Origin of the sequence: Methylobacterium sp. EM32 (assembly GCF_040593685.1) — a bacterium.
Taxonomy (GTDB): domain Bacteria; phylum Pseudomonadota; class Alphaproteobacteria; order Rhizobiales; family Beijerinckiaceae; genus Methylobacterium.
Map to the genome: position 1 here is coordinate 1 of NZ_JBEXZS010000041.1, position 22,298 is coordinate 22,298.

Below are 22,298 nucleotides of genomic sequence, written 5' to 3' on the forward strand. Positions count from 1 at the left end.
CGCCCCCCCCCGGGGCCGGGCCGGGGGGCGCGCGCGGGGGGGGCGGGGGGGGGGGGGGCGCGGGGGGGGGGGGGGGCGCCGGCCCCCCCGCCCCCCCCCCCCCCCCCGCCCCTCCCTCTCCGACCTTTCGCCACTGGATTTCCGCCCCCGTCCCGTGCGACGCCGGGGATCCTGGCCGGGATCGGCGGAGCCGCGAGCCGCCGGCCGTCCCTCGCGGCCGCGACACAAGAACGACCGGGAGCGACGCCGATGATGCCCGAACTGCGCGTGCTGTACTTCGAGGATTTGAGCGTCGGCCTGTCCGAGACGCTGTCCAAGACCATCGCGGCCTCCGACGTGGTGGGCTTCGCCGAGATCACCGGCGACCGCAACCCGATCCACCTCTCGGAGCACTTCGCCGCCCGCACGCCGTTCGGCACCCGCATCGCCCACGGCCTCTACACCGCAGGGCTGATCTCGGCGGTGCTCGGCACCCGCCTGCCCGGCCCGGGCGCGGTCTATATCAGCCAGAGCCTCAACTTCCGCGCGCCGGTGCGCATCGGCGACACCGTCGACGTCACCGTCGAGGTGGCTGAGCTGGTGCCGGAGCGCCGCCGCGCGCGGCTCACCTGCATCTGCGCCGTCAACGGCGAGACGGTGCTCGACGGCGAGGCCCTGGTAAAGGTGCCGACGAAGGCCGAGGCCGATCCGCTGGCCGCCCGCAAGGGGTGAGCCGAGGGATGAGCGAAGTCCGGGTTGATGGACGTCCGGGCTCAGGGTAGCCCGGGCGGACGATGACCCCGATCCCGATCGACGACCCCGCCGACCCGCGTCTCTCCGCCTACACGCACATGCGCGAGCGCGACCTCGTCGGCCGCGAGGGGCGCTTCATCGCCGAGGGCGAGGTGGTGCTGCGGGTGCTGCTCTCAGGAGGCGCCCGGTTCCGGATCGAGTCGGTCCTGCTCTCGCGCGAGCGCCTGCCCGGGCTGGCGCCGGCGCTCGACGGCCTCGACGCGCCGGTCTACCTCGCCGCCAAGGGCGTGATGGGGGCGGTGGCGGGCTTTCCGATCCATCGCGGCGTGCTGGCGGTGGGCCTGCGCGGGCCGGAGCCGTCGCCCGATTCCCTGGTGCCGGCGGGCCCGGCGCTGCTCGTCGGCCTCGTGGGGCTCGCCAACCACGACAATGTCGGCGGCATCTTCCGCAACGCCGCCGCCTTCGGGGCCGACGCATTGCTCCTCGATGCCGAGACCTGCGATCCGCTCTACCGCAAGGCGATCCGGGTTTCGGCCGGCACCAGCCTGACCGTGCCCTTCGCCCGGGTGCCGACCGGCGACGCGTTGCTGGCCCTGTGCGAGCGCCATGAACTCGTCCCGGTCGCCCTCTCGCCGCGCGGCGAGGACATCACGACCCTGCCGCCCCTGCCCCGCGCGCTGCTGCTGCTCGGCACGGAAGGCCCCGGCCTGCCCGAGGCGCTGATGGCCCATTCCCGCCGGGTGGCGATCCCGATGGCACCGGGGGTCGATTCGCTCAACGTCGCGGTGGCGGGGGCGGTGGCCCTGCACCGGCTCGGCGGGGGGCGGCTGGCAGGAGGCTAGTTCCGCCCGCGCTTGGGTCGAGAACAGGACCCGGCGCGCCATCAGATTTTGCCGGTTCCGGCCTTCCGTGCTTGGTAGCGGCGGGCCGCGCCACCCAGAACTTCATCGGCCGGCACCAAGGTTTCCGTCCTGGCGGCCACCCGATCGAAGACCGGGGCGACATCCTCGCGCAGCCAAAGCTCCACCGCTGCATCGCGGGCCTGAAGAGCCCGCAGACCGTCGCGGATGACCTCGCTCTCGGTGGCGTATTCTCCCGATGCAACCTTGTCCTTGATCATCTGCGCCATCTCATGGGGCAGGGTGATGCTGAGGGCTTGGGTGGTTCGCATGGCTCGTATCCTCTGAGGCAAGCGTTCTACGCAATACGACTCAATCCTACGACCATCCACGGGCGGCCTTAGCCGCGGCGCGTCGCCGGCGAACGGTCGGCCTCCGGGTCGTAGCGCTGTCGCTGCACTCGATCGACGAAGGCGGGTCCGGGGCACGACCGGACATCCTCCCGCCGCTCTTCTGCCCCGCCACACCGCAGGAAAATATCCACACCCGCCCCCACCGCGACAATGCGCAGCCATTGCCGGCTCAAGGCCGTGCACCACAACTAGGCCGTACGCACGGGTGACCCGTCGTCGGTCAGGCAGGAGGTGGAGCGTTGTTGCAGCCGCGGGATGGGTACCGCACCCTGTCGGGGCGGCGGGCGGTGGTGGTCGGGGCGGGGCCGGGCGGCCTCGCGGTGGCGCTGATGCTCGCCCGCGACGGCGTGCAGGTGACGGTGATCGAGAAGGAAGAGTGCGTCGGCGGGCGCACCCGCACGGTCACGGCGCCGGGCGGCTACAGGTTCGACATCGGGCCGACCTTCTTCCTCTATCCGCGCATCCTGGCCGACATCTTCGAATCCTGCGGCGAGCGGCTGGAGGACCACCTCACCCTCGAGCGGCTCGATCCGCAATACCACCTCGTCTTCGAGGGCGGCGGCGAGATCCGGGCGACGCCGGACGTGGAACGCCTCGAGGCCGAGATCGCCCGCATCGCGCCGCTCGACGCGAGGAACGTGCGCCGCTTCCTCGACGACAACCGTCACAAGCTCGCGGCCTTCATCCCGGTGCTGCAGCAGGCCTGCGATTCGCTGCGCAGCTTCGTCTCCCCGGCGATGCTGGCGGCGCTGCCGCTGCTGCGCCCGCACGCCACCGTCGACCGCGACCTATCGCGCTACTTCAAGGACCCGCGGGTCCGCCTCGCCTTCTCGTTCCAGACCAAATACCTCGGGATGTCGCCGTTCCGGTGCCCGAGCCTGTTCACCATCCTGAGCTTCCTCGAATACGAGCACGGGGTCTACCACCCGGTGGGCGGCTGCGGCGCGGTCTCGGAGGCGATGGCCGGGCTCGCCCGCCGCATGGGCGTCGAGATCAAGCTGGGCACCGCCGTCGACCGGGTGCTGTTCGAGGGCAAGCGGGCCGTCGGGGTCGAGGTCGGGGCTGAGCGCATCGCCGCCGACGCGGTCGTCATCAACGGCGACTTCGCCAAGGTCGTGCCCGAGCTGGTGCCGGAAGCGCGCCGGCCCCGCTGGCGGAACGCCAAGGTGGAGAAGGCCCGCCTCTCCTGCTCGACCTACATGCTCTATCTCGGCATCGAGGGATCGATGCCCGAGAGCCTCGGCCATCACACCATCCTCCTGTCGGAGGATTACGCCCGCAACATCCGCGAGGTCTCCGACGGGGTGCTGCCGATGCAGCCCTCGATCTACGTCCAGCATGCCGGCTATACCGACGGCGGCATGGCGCCCCCGGGCCATACCAGCCTCTACGTGCTGGTGCCGGTGCCGAACCTGCGCGCCGGGATCGACTGGGCCACCGTCGGCCCGTCCTACCGCGCCCTGGTGCTCAAGCGGCTGGAGAAGCTCGGGCTCACCGACATCGAGTCGCGCATCCGCTACGAGCGGGTGGTCGACCCGACCCAGTGGCGCGACGAGTTCGCGGTCCACGAGGGCGCGACCTTCAACCTGTCGCACGATCTCGGCCAGATGCTCTACTTCCGGCCCCATAACCGCTTCGGCCCCGGGCTCTACCTCGTCGGCGGCGGCACCCATCCGGGCTCCGGCCTGCCGGTGATCTACGAAGGCGCCCGCATCACCGCGCGGCTGATGGCCGAGGACCTGGCGCTCCAGCCGGTGCCCTCCCGCGGCATGCCGCTCAGCCCCGCCGCGAGCCTCGGAGAGGCCTCGTGAGGGGCCTGGGCATCGCCGCCCTCCTCGCCGTGCTGGCCGCGCCGGCGGCGGCGGCGAGCCTCTCGGTCGAGGTCGACGGGGTCGAGCCGGGGGCCGGCCGGGTCTTCGTCGCGCTCTGCACCGGGTCGCTCGCCGAGGAATCCTGCCGCATCGGCCAGAGCGGCCCGGCCGTGGCCCAGAGCCTGCGCTTCGGCTTCTCCGACGTGCCGCCGGGCACCTACGCGGTGGCGGCGTTCCAGGATCTCGACGGCGACGGCCGCCTCGGCCGCACGGGCTTGGGCCTGCCGACCGAGCCCTACGGCTTCTCGAACGGCGCCGGCCGTCGCGGCCGCCCGGACTTCTCCGCCGCCGCCTTCCGCCTCGCGGAGCCCGGCACCGCCTTGCGGGTGCGGCTCACCCGCGCCCTGCCGGCGCGGTAGGCGCCGGGCTGAACATGCCCCGCCGATGGCACTCCCTCGGAATGCCGCAAAGCTCTGCTGATCTGACAGCATGATGCCCGATCCAGCGGCGCGCGTCCGCGACCTCACCTTCTCGTACCGCAACCGCCGGGTCCTCGATCGCGTCGACCTCGTCCTGGCGCGGGGCGAGACCGTGGCGTTGCTCGGCCCCAACGGCGCGGGCAAGACCTCGCTGATGCGGCTGCTGGCCGGCCGCCTCATCCCGGACGGCGGCAGCGTGCGGGTGTCGGGCGGCGATCCCGCGCGCGAGGCCGGGGTGCGGCGCGCCATCGCCTGGGTGCCGCAGGAGATCGCCCTCTATCCGCGCCTGACCGTGCGCGAGAACCTCGAAGTGTTCGCCCGCCTCGCCGGCCTGCCCCGGGCGACGCGGGAGCCGGCGGTGGTCCGGGCCCTGGCGCGGGCGGGGCTCGAGGCGGTGGCGGGCCGCCTCGTCGGAGTGCTCTCCGGCGGCTACCAGCGCCGGGCCAACATCGCGGTGGCTTTGCTCGCCGAGCCCGCCCTCGTCCTCCTCGACGAGCCGACGCAAGGGGTCGACCAGGCCGCCCGGGCGGCGATCCACGCCGTGCTCGAAGGCCTGCCCGCGACCGGGGCCGCCCTGCTGATCGCCACCCACGACTTCGCCGAGGCCGAGCGCCTGGCCGACCGGGTCCTGGTGCTCCAGGACGGCGCTCTCCGCCTCGACGGGCGCCTCGCCGACCTGCTCGCCGGCCTGCGGGACGGCCCCCCCGAGCACGAGGTGGCGCTCGCCGAGGCCGCCGGTCCGACCGCCGCCGCCGCTTTGCGCCAGGCGGGCTTCCATCCGGCCTCCCCTCTGACGTGGCGGGCGACCTGGCGCGCCGGCGACGCGGCGGCGGGCGGGCGCGACGGCGCGGCCCTGCTGGCGCATCTGCGTCGCCACGGAGTGCCGGTGCGGGAGATCCGGGTGCGCGAGCCGGGCCTCGATGGGCTCTACCGCGACGTGACGGCGGGGGAGACGCCCGGCGATCCCGTCCCCGCCCCCGCCGAGGTCCCCGCATGATCGTCGCCGCGTTCCGGGTGATGCTGCTCACCCTGTGGCGCGACCGCGCCGCCCTGGTGATGGCCTTCGTGCTGCCCACCGTGATCTTCTGCGTCTTCGCGGCGATCTTCTCCGGCGCCGTCGGCGAGCGGATCCGCATCCAGGTCGGGCTCCTCGACCAGGCCCGCACCGCCACGACCGGCCGCCTCGTGACCGCGCTCCAGGCCGATCCGGCCCTGCGCATCGCGCTCCTCGACGGCGATCCCGTGGCGGCTGTGCGCCGGGGCGAGGTCGACGTGGCCCTGGTCCTGCGCGGCGACCTCGCGGCGGGGAGCGGCACCAGCGACGCGCCGATCCTCGTCGTCGAGAGCCCGGCTCGGGCGCTGGCCACCCCGATCGCGCTCGGCCAGGTGCAACGGGTGCTCAACGAGGCGCTGCCCGACGTGGTCCTGTCGCGGGTCGTCGCGGACGTCGAGCGCACCGGCAAGATCGGCCCGGACGAGCGCGCCTTCCTCGACAAGGCCTTCGCCGAGAGCCGCGAGAAGCGCGAGGCCTTCTCCTTCGCCGCCCTGGTGGCGCGCGTCTCGACGGCGGAGGGGCACGGCGGAAACGCCCGGGTCGCCTACTATGCCGGGGCGATCGCGGCGGTGTTCCTGCTGTTCGCCGCCATGCAGGGCGCCCTGTCGCTCGTCGAGGAGCGCCAGTCCGGCATCGCCGACCGCCTCGCCGCCGCCCCCGGCGGCCTGCCGGTGGTGGTGCTCGGAAAATTCCTGTTCCTGGTGCTCCAGGGTGTCGTGCAGGGGGCGCTGATCTTCGGGGCGGCGGCGCTCCTCTACGGCGTCTCGGTCGGGCCGCACGCCGTCTCGTGGTTCGTCACCGGGGTGCTGGTCGCCGCCATGGCGGCGGGCCTGGGCCTCGCTGCCTGCGCGGCGGCGCGCACCCGCCAGCAGGCCCATCTCGTCTCGACCTTCGGGGTGCTGCTGCTCTCGGCGGTCGGCGGCAGCATGGTGCCGCGCTTCCTGATGCCGCCCTGGCTCCAGAGCCTCGGCTGGCTCACCCCCAATGCCTGGGCGATCGAGGCCTACCAGGCGGCGCTGGCCGAGGGCGCCGGCGCCGCCTGGCCGGCCTGGACGGTGCTGGCGGGGCTCGCCGTCGCGGGTCTGGGCACGGCGCTGGCGCTGACGGCGCGGCCGGCCCCCGGCCCGCCGCGGGCGTGAGGCGCGCGGGACCGTGGTGTGAGCAAGCCCGCAACCTCCCGCCTGAAACGCATCGCACTCGCCGTCCTGGTCACCGGCTACATCTTCATGGTGCTGCTTTTCGGCTCCCTGTCCTGGACGATGGCGGATGAGCGCCGGCGCGTCGAGGCGGGGCCGACGATCTCCGCCATCGTCGGACCGATCTATTTCATCAAGGGCAGAACGATGGGCGAGGTCTCATATGCCATCGCTGCGCCGTCGGGTCCGATCGAATGCCGGGACGAGATCGAACTCGGGCCGACGGACCTCAAGTTTCACCCGGGCCAAGCCATTGAGATCGTCGCCGGCGACCGGTGCGGGCGCGCGGTGTCGATCCACAAGCGGCTCTTTCCCTGGCTCTACTTTTTCATGGCCGTCGGTGCCGTGTTGGGTCCGATCGTCCGGCTTGCCTGGGAGAAGAGGAAACAGGGCAAAGCGAAGCCAATGCCGTCGGGTGCCCAGCCACAACCGTGAGGCTGAAGCCGTGCGCCCGACGGCACCTCGTCTCGGCATGGGAGCGGCCCACGATGGGACCGTTCCTTCGACGCTTATGTCCCGTGACGACGGCCGCCGCGGGCTGCGTCAGCCCTTCAGCCGCTTGTTGCACTCCGAGTAGTAGCCGCCGCCCTTCTCGATCCAGTTCAGGCCGCCGTTGCCGGCACCGCCGGCCGCCTTGTTGGCGTTGTACTGGTCGAGGCAGGTGTGCTGGCGGGCGCTGCCGGCCGGCTCCTTGGCGTATTTCGGCGAGACGGCAGTGGGGAAGACCGCACCGGCGGCCGGGGCGTGCTGGCCGGCCGGCGCCGCGGTCGCGGGAGCCTGAGCCGCAGGAGCCGCGGGAGCCGGGGCCGCGGGCTTGGCCGGGATGGCGGGCGGGTTCGGCGGCGCCTGGTTCGGCCGCGCCGCGCCGGGGCCGAACGGGTTCGGGGCCGGCGCCGTCGTCTGGGCGTGGGCCGGGGCGGCGAGCGCGCCGAGGAGGAGCAGGGAGGCGAGGCAGAGGCGCATCGTCGATCGATCGGGTGTCCGGATTCGGATGGCCTCAGCTTAGCAGCACCACGGCCCCGGGGCGACACCTGCCGCAGCGGGAACCCGCGACGCTTACGCCTTGCGGGGGAGGCCTCTCCCTTTTGCGGCGCTCCGCCCGAGCGCCGGGGCAGTTAAGCAGGGCGCCGGCCCCAATCCGGGAGTGGGACGACCGATGCTGATCGCCGCCAGCGCCCTCCTGATCCTGTTTGCTTGGTTCGCCGGGCCGCGGCGCTTCGTCGAGGCGGTGCTGCTGACGCGCTCGGCCCTCGATCCGATCTTCAACCTGACCAAGGTCGGCGGCCTCGAGGACATGGGTGTCGGCGCGGCGGTGAATCTCGCGGTGCTGGTGGTGGCCGTCGCCTGCGTGGCGACCCGGCCGCGGGTGAGACCGGGCCCCACCGCAATCCTGTGGCTGCCGCTGCTCCTGGTCTGCCTGGTCTCCTCGCGCTTCGCGCCGGATCCGGGCGCCGCGATCCGGCTCGTGATGCTGCTGGCGACCCACGCCGCCTTCTGCCTCCTGGCCTTCTATTTCGTGCGCGATCTCGCCGACCTGCGCCGCTTCCTGCTGATCATCGTCGCCGGCTCGATCGCCCCGACGCTCTATGCGGGGTTGCAGCTCGCCCTGGGCTGGGCGGAGTTCGGCGAGGACGGCACCCGGGTCTACAGCAGCTTCCCGCACCCCAACATCTACGCCTTCTACCTGATGACGATCCTGGCGGTCGTCCTGACGCTGCTGACGGGCAAAGGTTCGGCCAAGGCCTCGGGCAAGGGTTTCGTCCTGTCGCCGCGGCTGCGCCGGGCGCTGGTGCTCTACGTCCCGGTCCTGCTCGGGCTGATCCTGCTCACCAAGACCCGCAGCGCCTGGGCCGGCGCCGGCCTGATCCTCCTCACCCACGGGCTCCTCTTCGACCGGCGCACCCTGCTCTACTTCCTGAGCTTGCCGGTGGCGCTGCTGGCGGTGCCGGAACTCGCCGAGCGCCTCGCCGACCTGCAGCAGGGCAACACCATGGACGCCTACGAGAAGCTGAACTCGTACGCCTTCCGGATGCTGCTGTGGCAGGGCGCCATGACCTGGTTCTGGGAGCGGCCGCTCTTCGGCTGGGGCCTGTCGAGCTTCGGGCATTACGTCGCGCAGTTCTTCCCGCTGCCGCTCGAGAACGACACCATCGATTCCCACAGCGTCTACGTGCAGTTCCTGTTCGAGACCGGAGTGATCGGCTTCCTGGCCTATCTCTGGCTCTACGTCCGGGTGATCACGCTGACGGGCAAGCTGATCCTTCGCGGCGAGCGCTGGGCCTGGATGATCCTGGCGATGACGGTCGGCTACCTGTCGATGGCGTATTCGGACAACATGCTCTACTATCTGGTGCCGACCTGGTACATGTGGTTCGTCCTCGGCGGCGCCTGCGCGGTGCTGGGGCAGCGCCGGGCGGTGCACCGGCGGCGGCCGGTGGCGCTGCCGGCCTGAAACGCCAAGGGAGCCGGTCGGGCAGGCTCCGACACGCGTCCGCAGCCCATCCCGCCTCAGCGCAGGTGGAAGGCGATCCAGAGCACCGCGAAGGCGACGAATCCGGCGGCGAGCCAGCGCACCAGGCGCGCGGCGAGGCGCTTCCCGGCCGGCGTCACCGGCCCCTCATTCGGGCGAGCGCAGGGCGGCCGCGCCCGCGATGATGGTGGCGAGCGCGGCGGAGCCCAGGCCGTCCTGCAGGGCCCGCACCGGCTCGTCCGGCATCGCCAGCCACCACAGGGCGGCCGTGGCCGCGATGCACACGGCGATGGCGCCGAGGATTCCCCGCTCGATCGCGCTCAAGACCCATCTCCGCTCTTCGGGCGCTTGAAGCGCCCCTCGTCCCGCCCGGGTCCCCTACGCCAAGCCGGGCGGCTTGGACAGCACCCCTCGGCGGTCCCGGCCGGATGGTGCGGGGCGTGACGCCCGGCTGCAACGGTCGCGTCCCTGAGACCGGCCCCTCACCCCCGCCCCGGTGCCTCAGCGTCCGCTCCGGATTGAATTCCCCGACGGCATGGTGAATTTCAACCAAGGATGATTCGGCGCTGCCGGAGCATCGCGCCCTGATGCCGGCCCGGAGGGGGTGCGGCGGGCCGCGGAGACGGTGATGGCAAAGCCCCTGGTCGTCGAGATTCCCCACCAGATCGGCCGGGCCGAGGCGCGCCGGCGCATCGAGTCCCGCCTCGGCCAGGGCCGGGAGCTCGTCCAGAAGGCCGGCCTGACGATGCAGGATCCGGTCTGGGACGGCGACACCCTCGCCTTCGTGGTCGGCGCCATGGGCCAGACGGTCAGCGGCACCATCGCGGTCGAGGACGCGGCCGCCCGGGTCGAGGTCCGCCTGCCGCTCTTGCTCGGGGTCTTCTCGGCCAAGGTGCGCGAGGTCATCGCCGAGAAGGGCGGGGAGCTCCTGGCGGCCTGAACGCCGCGTCCGGCCTTGATGGAATTCTGATATCGCGGCCCGTCCGGCCGCATCGTTTCCCCCTGTCCCCGGTCGCAGAGACCCCCGGTCGAGATGTGTCGCCGGGGGAAACGCGATGGATGAGGTTGGCGAATGCGGCGCGCGCGCCGCGGCGACCGGGGAGTTGCGCCGCGTCCGGCCCTCGCGCGACGGGGCGCGGCGGCCGGCGCTCGTCCCTGTGCGCGCCGCCTGCCGGCTCTGCGGCTTCTCCATCCACGGCTTCCTGAACGGCACCACCTGCGTGCTGCGGATCGACGGGCGGGCGCTGCAGGCCGCCTGCGAGGCCGTCGGCGGCGAGGCTCACGCCTGCGCCGGCCTGCGCGAGGCGGTCCGGGCCGCTCGCCGCCCCTGATCCCGCCCGTCTTTATGCCGTCTTGATACCGCGCCCCCCGCTCCCCTCTCGAATCCCTATGCGTTCGGGTGGATCTCCAGGACCGGGACCGTGGCTCACGGTCCGGTTCGATTGCGGCGGCGCCCATCACTCCCCGCGCCGCCCGACGGGGACACCCATGTTCGATTTCCTGATGCTGGCCGGTGGCTTGGGCTTCTTCGCCCTCTCCCTCGGCTACGCCGCCTTGTGCGAACGCTTGTGAGGAGGCCTGCGATGACCCTCGATTACGGGCTCGGCGGCCTGATGACCCTCGGGCTGCTCGCCTACCTCGCCTACGCCCTCGTGCGGCCCGAGCGGTTCTAGAGGAGGCACATCCCATGACTCTCTCGGGCATGACTCTCTCGGGCTGGCTCCAGATCGCGCTGTTCTGCGCGATCGTCCTCGCCCTGGTGAAGCCACTCGGTCTCTACATGACCCGGGTCTTCACCGGTGCGCGCACCCCCCTCTCGCCCCTGCTGCGCCCGGTCGAGCGCGGCCTCTATCGCCTCGCCGGCATCGACGAGGCCCACGAGCAGCATTGGCTGGCCTATGCCGGCGCGATGCTGGTCTTCCACGCCGCCGGCTTCGTGCTGCTCTACGGGATCCTGCGGCTCCAGGGCCTCCTGCCGTTCAACCCCGCCGACCAGGGCGCGGTGGCCCCCGACCTCGCCTTCAACACGGCGGTCAGCTTCGTCACCAACACCAACTGGCAGAATTACGGCGGCGAGAGCACCCTCTCCTACCTGTCGCAGATGCTGGGGCTGACGCACCAGAACTTCCTCTCGGCGGCGACCGGCATCGCGCTGGCCGTGGCGCTGATCCGGGGCTTTGCCCGGGCGTCGGCCCGCACCGTCGGATCGTTCTGGGTCGATCTCACCCGCTGCACCCTCTACGTGCTGCTGCCGCTCTGCATCGTCTACACGCTGTTCCTGGTCTGGCAGGGCGTGCCGCAGACGCTCGCGCCCTACGCCGAGGCCACCACCCTGGAGGGGGGCAAGCAGACGATCGCCCTCGGCCCCGTGGCGAGCCAGGTCGCGATCAAGATGCTCGGCACCAATGGCGGCGGCTTCTTCAACGCCAACGCCGCCCACCCGTTCGAGAACCCGACCGCGCTCTCGAACCTGATCCAGATGGTGTCGATCTTCGCGCTCGGTGCGGCGCTCACCAACGTGTTCGGCCGCATGGTCGGGGACGAGCGCCAGGGCTGGGCGATCCTCGCCGCGATGGGTGTGCTGTTCCTCGCCGGCACCGCGATCACCTACGCGGCGGAAGGCGCCGGCAACCCGCTCCTGAACGCGCTGGGGCTCCAGGGCGGCAACCTTGAGGGCAAGGAGCTGCGCTTCGGCATCCCCGGCTCGGCCCTGTTCGCGGTGGTGACGACGGCCGCCTCCTGCGGCGCGGTCAACGCCATGCACGACGCCTTCACGGCGCTCGGCGGCCTGATCCCGCTCGTCAACATGCAGCTCGGCGAGATCATCGTCGGCGGCGTCGGCGCCGGGCTCTACGGCATGCTGGTCTTCGTGGTGGTGGCAATCTTCGTCGCCGGGCTGATGGTCGGGCGCACGCCGGAATATCTCGGCAAGAAGATCGAGGCGCGCGAGGTCAAGATGGCGATGCTCGCCATCCTCTGCCTGCCGCTGATGATGCTCGGCTTCACCGCGCTCGCCACCGTGCTGCCGGCGGGGCTGGCGGGACCGGCCAACGCGGGTCCGCACGGCTTCTCGGAGATCCTCTACGCCTTCACCTCGGCGGCGGCGAACAACGGCTCGGCCTTCGCGGGACTGTCCGGCAACACCCCGTTCTACAACCTGACCCTCGGGGCGGGGATGCTGGTCGGGCGGTTCTTCGTCATCATCCCGGCGCTCGCCATCGCCGGCTCGCTCGCCGCGAAGAAGACGGTGCCGACCTCCGCCGGGACCTTCCCGACCGATAGTGGCCTGTTCGTCGGGCTCCTCGTCGGGGTGATCCTGATCGTCGGCGGCCTGACCTTCTTCCCGTCCCTGGCGCTCGGGCCGATCGTCGAGCACCTGGCGGGCGCGGCCGGCCAGACCTTCGCGGCGGCGGGGGGCTGACCATGACCACCGCTCACGCCGCCCGCCTCCGCCGCGGGCTCTCCCGGCACCGGCCGCGCTCCGGCCCGCGCCCCGACCGGTCGGACTTACGCCCTTGCGACATCGTCCTGGCGCTCACCGGTCTGGCACTCCTCGGCACCGGCGCGATCTGGGCGGCGATCATGCTCGGTGGCGCGGCGCTGGCGCCGTGAGATCAGCAGCATCGGCAAAGAGTACCCACGCCCACTCCTGAAACCCTCCGCGTCATCCCGGGGCTCGCCGCAAGGCGAGAGCCCGGGATCCAGAACCGCAGGTGGTGCAGAACGAAGCGGAACGCGCGCAGTCCTCTTCCGAAACACCTGAGCGTCTGGGCGTGCCTTCGGCACTCCGGGCTCCGCTGCGCGGCCCCGGAATGACCCTGAGGGTGGAAGGACCGTCGTCCAACCTGGATCGACCGAAAAACTCCCGGGCGCTGCCGCCGGCCTCGCCCTCCTCGTGAAATCGTTGCCTCATCCGGATCCCAGGATCATGGCCCAGTCCCAAAAATCCTCCCTCCTCAGCGCCGCCCTGATCGGGCCGGCCTGCCTCGGCGCGGTCTTGAAGCTCGACCCGCGCCAGATGGTGAAGAATCCCGTGATGTTCGTGGTCGAGGTCGTGGCGGCCTTCACCACGATCCTGTTCCTCCGCGACCTCGTCACGGGCGGGAAGGACCTGTTCTTCACCGGCCAGATCATCCTCTGGCTGTGGTTCACCGTACTGTTCGCCAACTTCGCCGAGGCGGTGGCGGAAGGGCGCGGCAAGGCGCAGGCCGACTCCTTGCGCCGCACCCGCACCGAGACCACCGCGAAGCTGCTCGCCGGCCCCGCCGCCGCGCCCGGCGGCCCGCGCGAGGGCTACGCGACCGTGCCCGGCGCCGGCCTCAAGGTCGGCGACGTGGTGCTGGTCGAGGCCGGCGACGTGATCCCGTCGGACGGCGAGGTGATCGAGGGCATCGCCTCGGTCAACGAGGCGGCGATCACCGGCGAATCCGCCCCCGTGATCCGCGAATCCGGCGGCGACCGCTCGGCGGTGACCGGCGGCACGCAGGTGCTCTCCGACTGGATCCGGGTGCGGATCACGGCCGCCGCCGGCTCGACCTTCATCGACCGGATGATCGCGCTGGTCGAGGGCGCCTCCCGGCAGAAGACCCCCAACGAGATCGCCCTCAACATCCTGCTCGCCGGCCTCACCATCGTGTTCGTGTTCGCGGTGGGTTCGATCCCGAGCTTTTCCGCTTACGCCGGCGGCGCGATCCCGCTCGCGGTGCTGGTGGCGCTCTTCGTCACCCTGATCCCGACCACGATCGGCGCGCTGCTCTCGGCGATCGGCATCGCCGGCATGGACCGGCTGGTGCGCTTCAACGTGCTCGCCATGTCCGGCCGGGCCGTCGAGGCGGCGGGCGACGTCGACACGCTGCTCCTCGACAAGACCGGCACGATCACGCTCGGCAACCGCCAGGCGACGGAGTTCCGCCCGGTCCGCGGCGTCACGCCGGGCACGCTGGCGGATGCGGCGCAGCTCGCCTCGCTGGCCGACGAGACGCCGGAGGGCCGCTCGATCGTGGTGCTGGCCAAGGAGGCCCACGGCATCCGCGCCCGCGACATGGGAAGCCTCGCCGCCACCTTCGTGCCCTTCACCGCCCAGTCGCGGATGTCGGGCATCGACCTCGACGGCTCGTCGATCCGCAAGGGCGCGGTCGAGGCGGTGATCGCGAGCCTGGAAGCCGCCCCGTCCCTCGTCGGCGCAGGCGCCGCGGCCCGGGTGCTCCAGCCCCGCCTCGATCCGGCGGCGGCCCAGGAGGTGCGGGCGATCGCCGAGGAGATCGCCAAGGCCGGCGGCACGCCGCTGGCGGTCGCCCGCGACGGCAAGCTCCTCGGGGTCGTCCACCTCAAGGACATCGTCAAGGGCGGCATCCGGGAGCGCTTCGCCGAGCTGCGCCGGATGGGCATCCGCACGGTGATGATCACCGGCGACAACCCGATGACCGCCGCCGCCATCGCGGCGGAGGCCGGCGTCGACGACTTCCTCGCCCAGGCCACGCCTGAGGACAAGCTGGCGCTGATCAGGCGTGAGCAGGCGCAAGGAAAGCTCGTGGCGATGTGCGGCGACGGCACCAACGACGCCCCGGCGCTGGCCCAGGCCGATGTCGGCGTGGCGATGAACACCGGCACGGTGGCAGCCCGCGAGGCCGGCAACATGGTCGACCTCGATTCCGACCCGACCAAGCTCATCGAGATCGTCGAGATCGGCAAGCAGCTGCTGATGACCCGCGGTGCGCTCACCACCTTCTCGATCGCCAACGACGTGGCGAAGTACTTCGCCATCATCCCGGCGATGTTCGTCGGGCTCTACCCGCAGCTCCAGGCCCTCAACGTGATGGGGCTGGCCTCGCCCCAGAGCGCGATCCTGTCGGCGATCATCTTCAACGCGCTGATCATCGTGGCGCTGATCCCGCTCGCCTTGCGCGGGGTGAGCTACCGCGCCGTCGGCGCCGCCGCGTTGCTGCGGCGCAACCTCCTGATCTATGGTCTCGGCGGGATCGTGGTGCCGTTCGTCGGCATCAAGCTGATCGACCTCGCCGTGAGCGCCCTCCACCTGGCTTGATTGGATACCGCCATGCTCCGGCACCTCCGCCCCGCCCTCGTGCTCCTCACCGGCCTGACCCTGGTCACCGGCCTCGCCTACCCGCTCGCCATGACCGGCCTCGCCGGGCGCCTCTTCCCGGACCAGGCCGAAGGCAGCCTGATCCGCGCGGCCGACGGCACGCTGATCGGCTCCTCCCTGATCGGGCAGAGCTTCACCAGCGAGCGCTACTTCCACGGCCGCCCCTCGGCGACCGTGGCGCCCGATCCGGCGGACGCCGCGAAGACGGTGGCCTCGCCCTACAACGCCGCCAATTCCGGCGGCGCCAACCTGGGTCCGACCAACCCCGCGCTGATCGACCGGGTGAAGGCCGATATCGCGACGCTCAAGGCCGAGAACCCCGCCGACCCGGTGCCGCAGGACCTCGTCACCACCTCGGGCTCCGGCCTCGACCCCGATGTCTCGCCCGAGGCCGCCCTGTTCCAGGTGCCCCGGGTGGCGCGTGCCCGCGGCGTCCCGGAGGATTCCTTGCGCGCCCTCGTCGCCGGGCAGATCCGGGAGCCGGGCCTCGGCATCCTCGGCGAGCGCCGGGTCAACGTCCTCGCCCTCAACCGCGCCCTCGACGCGCAGGGTCGATGAGGGACAACAGGCCCTCACGCGAGGGCCTGCGGCCCTCGCCGGACGCTCTCCTGGCGCAGGCGCGCCGGGAGGCGCCCGGGCGCGGGCGCTTGAAAATCTTCCTCGGGGCGGCGCCGGGGGTCGGCAAGACCTACGAGATGCTGACCACGGCGCATGCCCGCTTGCGCGAGGGCATCGACGTGGTGGTGGGCGTGGTCGAGACCCACGGCCGCCCCGAGACCGAGGCCCTGGTCGCCGGGCTCGCGGTGCTGCCGCGCCGCGCCGCGCCGTATGGCGGCGCCGCGCTCGCCGAGATGGACCTCGACGGGCTCATCGCCCGGAAACCGCGGCTGGCCCTCGTCGACGAGCTCGCCCACACCAACGCCCCGGGCTCGCGCCACCCCAAGCGCTACCTCGACGTCGAGGAGCTGCTCCAGGCCGGCATCGACGTCCACACCACGCTCAACATCCAGCACGTCGAGAGCCTGAACGACGTGGTGGCGCAGATCACCCGGATCCGGGTGCGCGAGACGGTGCCGGATTCGATCCTCGACCGGGCCGACGACATCGAGGTGATCGACCTCTCCCCCGGCGACCTGATCCAGCGCCTGCAGGAGGGCAAGGTCTACCTGCCGCACCAGGCCGAGCGGGCGCTCAAGCACTACTTCTCCCCCGGCAACCTCACGGCGCTCCGCGAGCTGGCGCTCCGCCGCACCGCCCAGCAGGTCGACGACCAGCTCGTCACCCACATGCGCGCCCACGCCATCCCCGGCCCCTGGGCGGCGGGCGAGCGGGTGCTGGTCTGCGTCAGCGAGGATCCGCGCTCGGCGGGGCTGGTGCGCTACGCCAAGCGCCTCGCCGACCGGCTGCGGGCGCCGTTCACGGCGCTCACGGTCGAGAGCCGGCGCAGCGCCAGCTTGAGCGAGGCCGAGCGCGACCGCATCGCCGACACCCTGCGGCTCGCCGAGCGCCTCGGCGGAGAGACCGCGACCCTGCCGAGCCAGGGCCGCATCGCCGACGACGTGGTGGGATTTGCCCGCGAGCACAACGCCACCCACGTGGTGATCGGCAAGTCGACCCGCTCGCGCTGGTTCGAGCTTCTCAACGGCTCGGTGGTGCACGACCTGCTGCGCCGCTCCGGCCCGATCAGCGTCCACGTCGTGGCGGGCGAGGAGGTCGCAGGCGAACCCGCCGCCCACAAGGGCGTGCCCACCGCCGCCCCGCCCCGTCCGAGCCTCCTGCCCTACGCGGCGGCGCTCGCGGCGGTCGCCGCCGCGCTGGGCCTCGGTCTCGCGCTGCAATCCTCCCTCGGCCACGAGAGCACCGACCTCGTCTTCCTCACCGCCGTCGTGGCGGTGGCGGTGCGCTTCGGGCTCACCCCGTCGCTCGCCGCGGTCGTGGCCTCGTCGCTCGCCTACAACTTCTTCTTCCTGCCGCCGCTCTACACCTTCACCATCGCCGACCCGACCAACGTCGTCGCGCTGTTCTTCTTCACCCTGGTGGCGGTGGTGGTCTCGAACCTCGCCGCCCGGGTGCGGGCCGAGGCGACGATCTCGCGCACGCGGAGCAAGGCGACGGAGGCGCTCTACGGCTTCTCGCGCAAGCTCGCGGGCTGCGGCACCCTCGACGACGTGCTCTGGGCCACCGCCTACCAGATCGCCCTGATGCTGCGCCTGCGGGTGGTGCTGCTGCTGCCCCAAATGGACGGGGCGAATCCGGGCACCGTCACGGTGATGGCGGGCTATCCCCCGGAGGACTTCCTCGACGAGGCCGACCTCGCGGCGGCGAAGTGGACCTTCGACCACGGCCGCCCGGCGGGCCGCGGCGCCGACACCCTGCCGGGCGCCAAGCGCCTGTTCCTCCCCCTGCGCACCGGCCGCGGCATGGTCGGGGTGGTGGGTCTCGACGGCGACAAGCCGGGGCCGCTCCTGACCCCCGACCAGCGCCGCCTCCTCGACGCGCTGGCCGACCAGGGCGCGCTCGCCATCGAGCGGGTCCACCTCGTCGAGGATCTCGACCGGGCCCGGCGCTCGGCCGAGACCGACCGGTTGCGCCAGGCCCTGCTGTCGTCGCTCTCGCACGACCTCAAGACCCCCCTCGCCGCGGTGCTCGGCGCGGCCACGACCCTGCGCGACTTGCGCGACGCCCTCGACCCGGAGGCGACAGGAGACTTGCTCGCGACGATGATCGACGAGGCCGAGCGGCTGAACCGCTTCATCGCCAACCTGCTCGACATGACGAAGCTCGAATCCGGCGCGCTCGCCCCGAACCTCGCCCCCCACGACCTTGCGGAGATCGTCGCGACGGCCCTGGAGCGGGCGGGCAAGATCCTCGCCCATCACCGGATCGCGCTGGCGCTGAGGCCCGGCCTGCCCTCCTTGCGTCTCGACGCGGTGCTGATGGAGCAGGTGCTGTTCAACCTCCTCGACAACGCCGCCAAATACGCCCCCGAGGGCAGCCTGGTGCGGGTCGAGGGCTGGCGCGAGGGCGACGCGGTCGCTCTTCGGATCCTCGACGAGGGCGAGGGAATCCCGGCGGGCGACGAGGAGCGGATCTTCGACACCTTCTACCGGGTGAGGAAGAGCGACCGGGTCCGGGCCGGGACGGGCCTGGGCCTTGCCATCTCCCGCGGCTTCGTCGAGGCGATGGGCGGGCGGATCACCGCCCGCAACCGGGGCGACGGTCCCGGGGCCGCCTTCACCCTGATCGTCCCGGTGCCCCGCGCCGCCCTGGAGGACGCCGCGTGACCGACATCCGCATCCTGGTGATCGACGACGAGCCGCCGATCCGCCGGCTCCTGCGCGTGGGCCTCGGCAGCCAGGGCTACGCCGTGGCGGAGGCCCCGAACGGCCGCACCGCCCTGGAGCTCCTCGAGCGGGAGGCCTTCGCCCTGGCGATCCTCGATCTCGGCCTGCCGGACATCAAGGGCCACGAGCTCCTGGCCCGGATCCGCGCGGCGAAGCCCGACCTGCCGGTGATCGTGCTGTCGAGCCGGGACGACGAGGCCGGCAAGGTCGAGGCGCTCGATCTCGGGGCGGACGACTACGTCACCAAGCCCTTCGGCATGAACGAACTCCTGGCCCGGATGCGCAACGCGCTGCGCCACCAGCTCGCGGTGGCCGGCGAGCGCCCGGTCTTCCGGGTCGGCGAGCTCTCGGTCGACCTGGTGCGCCGGATCGTGCGGGTCGGCGAGCGCGAGGTGAAGCTGTCGCCGAAGGAGTACGACGTGCTGCGCCTGCTCGTGCACCATGCCGGCAAGGTGCTCACCCACGCCCACCTGCTGCGCGAGGTCTGGGGCACGGCCGCCGACCCGCAATATCTCCGGGTCTACGTGCGCCAGCTGCGCCAGAAGCTCGAACCCGAGCCCGAGCGCCCGCGCTACATCCTGACCGAGACCGGGGTGGGTTACCGGATGCGGGCGCCGGAGTGAGGCGGCTCCGCCGGCTCCGTCCCGGCCGCGTCCTCCGGCTCGGCCGGCGGCGCGGCCTCGGGCGCGCGCCGCACCCAGGCGTCGAGGGCCCAGCCGATGCCGCGGCCGGCGACGGCCACGAAGGCCAGCGATCCGGCGAGGTGGAGGAAGAGCGGCGCATCCGACGGGACGGGCAACGGGGTGGGCAAGGTGGCGGCTCCCTGGTGTCGCCGTGGGCGGGTCTCGCCGTACGAGAGGACCGCCCCGGGCCGGCCGCCAGTGCTCCGGCGCCACAGCGCCCCGGGATAGGTCCGGGACGGGGCGGCCGCCCGAGAGGGGCGGCCCTTTTCGGGATGGTGGGTCGGTGGCGGCTGTGGCGGCGGCGCCTCGCTTCCGGGCGCCCGCGGGCGGCGGATGCGGGCTCGTCTTTCGCGAATCAGCGCGGCGCGGCGGCCGAGTGCGACAAGGCTCTTTGTGACAAGACTCCCGGCGACAAGGCCGCCGGCGACGGCAGCCTGACGGTCGCCGCCAGGATCGCGCAGCAGCGGACCGGCAGCGGGCAATCCTCCCCTGCGCCGCGGTGGCAGGCGCGGCGGGCCGGCGGGGCGGGCTGCGTCTCGTCCGCCATGGCGGCCAGCAGCAGGTCCTCGTGATGGTATTCCAGGCCGAGCGACAGGCGAATGCCGCGCAGGACATGCCGCTCGTGATCGGTCGGCAAGCCGTTCCGCTCGCGGATCTCGATCAATGATGCCTGCCGTACCGCGCGATCGCACGTCGTCCCGATGTTGGATTGGACTTGGGTGAGCAACGCCCGCGCGTCCATCGTGCCCCCTGCACTGTCGCCCCCGCGGATCTGTGGCCGTCCGCGCTGTGGATAACCTGATCCAAGCCGGCGCGGCTGAGGAGGGGATGACTGTTAGATGAAGGCGCGGCCGGCACGGCTGTGGCGGGCGGGCCACGCTCGGCCGCCAAGTCCGGCCGCCAAGCCCGTCGCGCCCCACAAAAAGCCATGCTCGCCTGCTGTGTGGCCCCACACGGTTCGCAGAGCGCGAGAGCAGGATCCAATGACGCAGATTGCCGCCTTCCTGGTGTTCCTGGCCATGGGCGTGACCAACCTCCTGGCGGTGCAGGCCGGGCTGACCGCGGTGCTCGGCGTGCCGGTCCTCGTCGCCCTCGTGGTCGCGGTGCCGGTGTTCTATTTCCGCTTCGTCGGCTCGGCGGCGGGAATCGTCGGGGCGATCGTCGGCTGGCAGATGTCGGTGCCGCTGGCGGTGCTGCTGTTCTGCTGGCCGGTGCTGGTCTACGGCTTCCTGCGCGGCGGCGCCGAAGCCCGCAGCGTCCTCGCCCGGCGCGCGGCCTGAGTGCCTGTTCGAGTCGGCTGAGCCAACTCACACCCTCAGCGTCATCCCGGGGCCGCGAAGCGGAACCCGGGATCCATAAACGCTGACGCTTCAGGATCGAGCGGATCGCGTTCCGTCTCGTTCGGCACCGTCAGCGTTTATGGATCCCGGGTTCTCGCCTTTCGGCGAGCCCCGGGATGACACTGAGGGTGTAAAATCCTCCGGAAGCCAATTTGTCAGGCTCTCAGCGCTGCCGCACCACGGCGACGAGGTAGCGGCAGGGCCGGCCGCTCCGGTTGGCGAAGATGCAGTCGGCGGGTGCGCCGAGCGCCAGGCAATCGCCGGGTTCGAGCACGTGGGTGGTGTCCCCCTCCCGGAAGGTCAGGGTGCCGTCGAGCATCCAGATCATCTGGCGCAGGAAGGCGTAGGACGCCGCCGGATACGCGACCTCGGCGCCGGCCGGCAGCTCCACCTCGGTCAGGTCGAGGGGATTCTCCGCCACCAGGGGCGAGACTTGCGGTGAGACTTGCCGGCGGCGGTAGCCGGTCGCCGGATCGATCCAGACCGGCTGCGCCGCGGCGCGCGCGAGCTGGCCCGTCTCTCCCTCCGCCCGGGCCAGCAGGGTCGAGAGGGTGAGCCCGAACGCCCCCGAGAGCCGGCCGAGCAGCACCGCGGTCGGGCTCGCCTCGGCCCGTTCGACCTTGCTGATCATCGCCTTCGAGACGCCGGAGCGGGCCGCGAGTTCGCCGAGCGACCAGCCCCGCGCCTCGCGCTCCAGCCGCAGCCGGCGCGCGAGGCCGTCGGTGGGATCGGGCGCGGGCATCGTCATGACGGCAGCCTACACGGCATTCGCGCGTGCCTCACCCGTGACGTTGGGGTAGAGAACAAGGGGCGGGCGGCGCCATCCCCAGGTTTTTCCATCTAAGTCTTTGTCACGGACGCACTTTCCGTGAGAACCGGTGCAGAGTGGCGCGATCGCGGCAGGGATGCGCGCAAGCGGGGCGGTGGAGCGTGCGGGACGGAAGCGGGCATCTGCGGCTCGGCCTGGCGGCGCTCGGTGCCGTCGCGATCCCGTTCGCGGTGATCGCGGCCCTCGATCCGCGCATCGGCCTGCTGCGGCCGCGGCCGGCCCAGGACGCGTCCGATGGGGTCGCCGCCGGGGCGGTCCGGGAGCCGGTTCCGGGCTCGGTCCCGGTGCCGACCCGCCTGCCGGACCGGACTGCGCCGGACGAGAGGCCGTCCCCCGACCGGCCCTGCCCGGTCTGCGCGGGTGCTCCCGCAGGCCCCCCGATCCGCGGCACGCTTCAGGATCCCGACATCCAGATCCCCGACGTGGCGGCCGAGCGCAGGGCCCAGCGCGAGCGGCTGATCGGCTGGACTGCCCATCCCGACCGGGTCTCGGGCTCCGCCGCCGCCCTCGACCTCGTCGGCCTCGTCTTCACCGTGCCGCGCGAGCCGGGCGCCGGCTACCGCCCCCTGGCGGTCGACCTCGCCGGCGCGCCCGACCGCGCCGTGGTGCTGGTGGCCGAGCAGCCGCTCTCCGTCGCGCTCACCACCGCCCCGCCGGACCGCGCCGGGGCCCTGGGGCTGGAATCGAGCGCCGCCTTCGCCCTCGCGGAGGGCCGTCCGGACCGGCTCGCGGGCTTCCGCGCCCTGCCCTACGGCGCCGCCGAGGTCGCCCCGGTGCTCGATCCCCTGCGCTTCGGGCCCGCCACCTTGCGCGCCTTCTGCGCCTCCCTCCGGCTCTGGGCGGTGCAGTTCGGCCTGCCGGCCGCGCGCACCCGCTACACCCTGATCGAGAACCCGACCCGGATCGCGCTGTCGGGCGAGGCCGTGCACACCGACGGCACGCCCCGCGGCCGGGTCGCCGGCCGGCGGCTCGCCCGGCTCTGCCGGACCTGATCCCCGCCGGTCT

The 22,298-nt window shown here is 72.5% G+C and carries 25 protein-coding genes; 19 read left to right on the forward strand and 6 right to left on the reverse strand.

The features are described from left to right. Positions 1–249: 249 nt before the first annotated feature. Together croR and ABZT49_RS06220 are read left to right on the forward strand one after the other, a co-directional pair. A complete protein-coding gene (croR, locus tag ABZT49_RS06215; protein ID WP_093565088.1) occupies positions 250–711 on the forward strand; it encodes a 3-hydroxybutyryl-CoA dehydratase in 462 nt (153 codons plus the stop codon). Between the two features lie 62 nt (positions 712–773). Beyond that, complete coding sequence (locus ABZT49_RS06220) at positions 774–1,574, forward strand: RNA methyltransferase (protein ID WP_355284421.1); 801 nt, start codon at positions 774–776, stop codon at positions 1,572–1,574. Between the two features lie 41 nt (positions 1,575–1,615). Here ABZT49_RS06220 and ABZT49_RS06225 read toward each other — a convergent pair whose 3' ends face one another. Continuing rightward, on the reverse strand, positions 1,616–1,903 hold the full coding sequence (locus tag ABZT49_RS06225) for a type II toxin-antitoxin system ParD family antitoxin (RefSeq protein WP_355284423.1): 288 nt from the start codon (positions 1,901–1,903) through the stop codon (positions 1,616–1,618). 320 nt (positions 1,904–2,223) lie between these two features. Between ABZT49_RS06225 and crtI the strand changes: the two genes are divergently transcribed. The 5 genes from crtI (at position 2,224) to ABZT49_RS06250 (ending at position 6,959) form a co-directional block, all read left to right on the forward strand. Continuing rightward, positions 2,224–3,795, forward strand: coding sequence for a phytoene desaturase family protein (gene crtI / locus ABZT49_RS06230; protein WP_355284426.1), 1,572 nt, complete (start codon positions 2,224–2,226; stop codon positions 3,793–3,795). Then, complete coding sequence (locus tag ABZT49_RS06235; protein WP_355284429.1) at positions 3,792–4,214, forward strand: DUF2141 domain-containing protein; 423 nt, start codon at positions 3,792–3,794, stop codon at positions 4,212–4,214. The genes crtI and ABZT49_RS06235 overlap by 4 nt, the downstream gene beginning before the upstream one ends. A gap of 73 nt (positions 4,215–4,287) precedes the next feature. Beyond that, a complete protein-coding gene (locus tag ABZT49_RS06240) occupies positions 4,288–5,271 on the forward strand; it encodes an ABC transporter ATP-binding protein (protein ID WP_355284608.1) in 984 nt (327 codons plus the stop codon). Then, complete coding sequence (locus ABZT49_RS06245) at positions 5,268–6,467, forward strand: ABC transporter permease (RefSeq protein WP_355284432.1); 1,200 nt, start codon at positions 5,268–5,270, stop codon at positions 6,465–6,467. Before ABZT49_RS06240 ends, ABZT49_RS06245 begins: the two co-directional genes overlap by 4 nt. Positions 6,468–6,485: 18 nt before the next feature. Further along, positions 6,486–6,959 carry a hypothetical protein gene (locus tag ABZT49_RS06250; protein WP_355284434.1) on the forward strand — a complete coding sequence of 158 codons (474 nt, stop codon included), beginning with the start codon at positions 6,486–6,488 and terminating at the stop codon, positions 6,957–6,959. A gap of 108 nt (positions 6,960–7,067) precedes the next feature. On the opposite strand, the gene ABZT49_RS06255 is transcribed toward ABZT49_RS06250, so the two are convergent. After that, complete coding sequence (locus ABZT49_RS06255) at positions 7,068–7,487, reverse strand: hypothetical protein (protein ID WP_355284437.1); 420 nt, start codon at positions 7,485–7,487, stop codon at positions 7,068–7,070. Between the two features lie 193 nt (positions 7,488–7,680). On the opposite strand from ABZT49_RS06255, the gene ABZT49_RS06260 reads away from it, so the two are divergent. Beyond that, entirely contained in the window at positions 7,681–8,976 is a 1,296-nt protein-coding gene (locus ABZT49_RS06260; protein WP_355284439.1) for an O-antigen ligase family protein, read from the forward strand. Positions 8,977–9,141: 165 nt separating this feature from the next. Here ABZT49_RS06260 and ABZT49_RS06265 read toward each other — a convergent pair whose 3' ends face one another. After that, complete coding sequence (locus ABZT49_RS06265; RefSeq protein WP_355284442.1) at positions 9,142–9,318, reverse strand: hypothetical protein; 177 nt, start codon at positions 9,316–9,318, stop codon at positions 9,142–9,144. Positions 9,319–9,622: 304 nt separating this feature from the next. Here ABZT49_RS06265 and ABZT49_RS06270 point away from each other — a divergent pair, with 304 nt between their 5' ends. From ABZT49_RS06270 to ABZT49_RS06310, 9 genes are all read left to right on the forward strand, one after another. Continuing rightward, a complete protein-coding gene (locus ABZT49_RS06270) occupies positions 9,623–9,934 on the forward strand; it encodes a polyhydroxyalkanoic acid system family protein (protein WP_355284445.1) in 312 nt (103 codons plus the stop codon). 115 nt (positions 9,935–10,049) lie between these two features. Next, positions 10,050–10,325, forward strand: coding sequence for a hypothetical protein (locus tag ABZT49_RS06275; protein WP_355284448.1), 276 nt, complete (start codon positions 10,050–10,052; stop codon positions 10,323–10,325). A gap of 252 nt (positions 10,326–10,577) precedes the next feature. Next, positions 10,578–10,667, forward strand: a complete 90-nt coding sequence (locus ABZT49_RS06280; protein ID WP_099905332.1) for a K(+)-transporting ATPase subunit F — start codon at positions 10,578–10,580, stop codon at positions 10,665–10,667. Between the two features lie 29 nt (positions 10,668–10,696). Next, on the forward strand, positions 10,697–12,415 hold the full coding sequence (kdpA, locus tag ABZT49_RS06285) for a potassium-transporting ATPase subunit KdpA (protein ID WP_355284611.1): 1,719 nt from the start codon (positions 10,697–10,699) through the stop codon (positions 12,413–12,415). 2 nt (positions 12,416–12,417) lie between these two features. Continuing rightward, positions 12,418–12,606, forward strand: a complete 189-nt coding sequence (locus ABZT49_RS06290) for a hypothetical protein (protein WP_355284452.1) — start codon at positions 12,418–12,420, stop codon at positions 12,604–12,606. Positions 12,607–12,922: 316 nt separating this feature from the next. Next, on the forward strand, positions 12,923–15,037 hold the full coding sequence (gene kdpB, locus ABZT49_RS06295; RefSeq protein ID WP_355284455.1) for a potassium-transporting ATPase subunit KdpB: 2,115 nt from the start codon (positions 12,923–12,925) through the stop codon (positions 15,035–15,037). Between the two features lie 12 nt (positions 15,038–15,049). After that, the gene (locus ABZT49_RS06300) at positions 15,050–15,655 is read left to right on the forward strand and encodes a K(+)-transporting ATPase subunit C (protein ID WP_355284458.1); all 606 of its coding nucleotides are present in this window, start codon (positions 15,050–15,052) and stop codon (positions 15,653–15,655) included. Then, complete coding sequence (locus ABZT49_RS06305) at positions 15,652–18,381, forward strand: sensor histidine kinase KdpD (protein ID WP_355284460.1); 2,730 nt, start codon at positions 15,652–15,654, stop codon at positions 18,379–18,381. Before ABZT49_RS06300 ends, ABZT49_RS06305 begins: the two co-directional genes overlap by 4 nt. Further along, on the forward strand, positions 18,378–19,064 hold the full coding sequence (locus ABZT49_RS06310; protein WP_355284463.1) for a response regulator transcription factor: 687 nt from the start codon (positions 18,378–18,380) through the stop codon (positions 19,062–19,064). Before ABZT49_RS06305 ends, ABZT49_RS06310 begins: the two co-directional genes overlap by 4 nt. Here the strand turns inward: ABZT49_RS06310 and ABZT49_RS06315 are convergent. Both ABZT49_RS06315 and ABZT49_RS06320 read right to left on the reverse strand, forming a co-directional pair. After that, positions 19,040–19,252, reverse strand: coding sequence for a hypothetical protein (locus ABZT49_RS06315; RefSeq protein ID WP_355284465.1), 213 nt, complete (start codon positions 19,250–19,252; stop codon positions 19,040–19,042). The two genes, ABZT49_RS06310 and ABZT49_RS06315, sit on opposite strands and share 25 nt — an antisense overlap. A gap of 227 nt (positions 19,253–19,479) precedes the next feature. Further along, positions 19,480–19,866: a hypothetical protein gene (locus ABZT49_RS06320; protein ID WP_355284468.1), complete on the reverse strand. Its 387-nt coding sequence runs from the start codon at positions 19,864–19,866 to the stop codon at positions 19,480–19,482. Between the two features lie 241 nt (positions 19,867–20,107). Here ABZT49_RS06320 and ABZT49_RS06325 point away from each other — a divergent pair, with 241 nt between their 5' ends. Next, positions 20,108–20,404, forward strand: coding sequence for a hypothetical protein (locus ABZT49_RS06325; protein ID WP_355284470.1), 297 nt, complete (start codon positions 20,108–20,110; stop codon positions 20,402–20,404). 223 nt (positions 20,405–20,627) lie between these two features. Here ABZT49_RS06325 and ABZT49_RS06330 read toward each other — a convergent pair whose 3' ends face one another. Further along, on the reverse strand, positions 20,628–21,212 hold the full coding sequence (locus ABZT49_RS06330; RefSeq protein WP_355284473.1) for an XRE family transcriptional regulator: 585 nt from the start codon (positions 21,210–21,212) through the stop codon (positions 20,628–20,630). A 182-nt stretch (positions 21,213–21,394) separates the two neighbouring features. Between ABZT49_RS06330 and ABZT49_RS06335 the strand changes: the two genes are divergently transcribed. After that, positions 21,395–22,285, forward strand: a complete 891-nt coding sequence (locus tag ABZT49_RS06335) for a hypothetical protein (protein ID WP_355284476.1) — start codon at positions 21,395–21,397, stop codon at positions 22,283–22,285. The last annotated feature ends 13 nt before the right edge of the window (positions 22,286–22,298 follow it).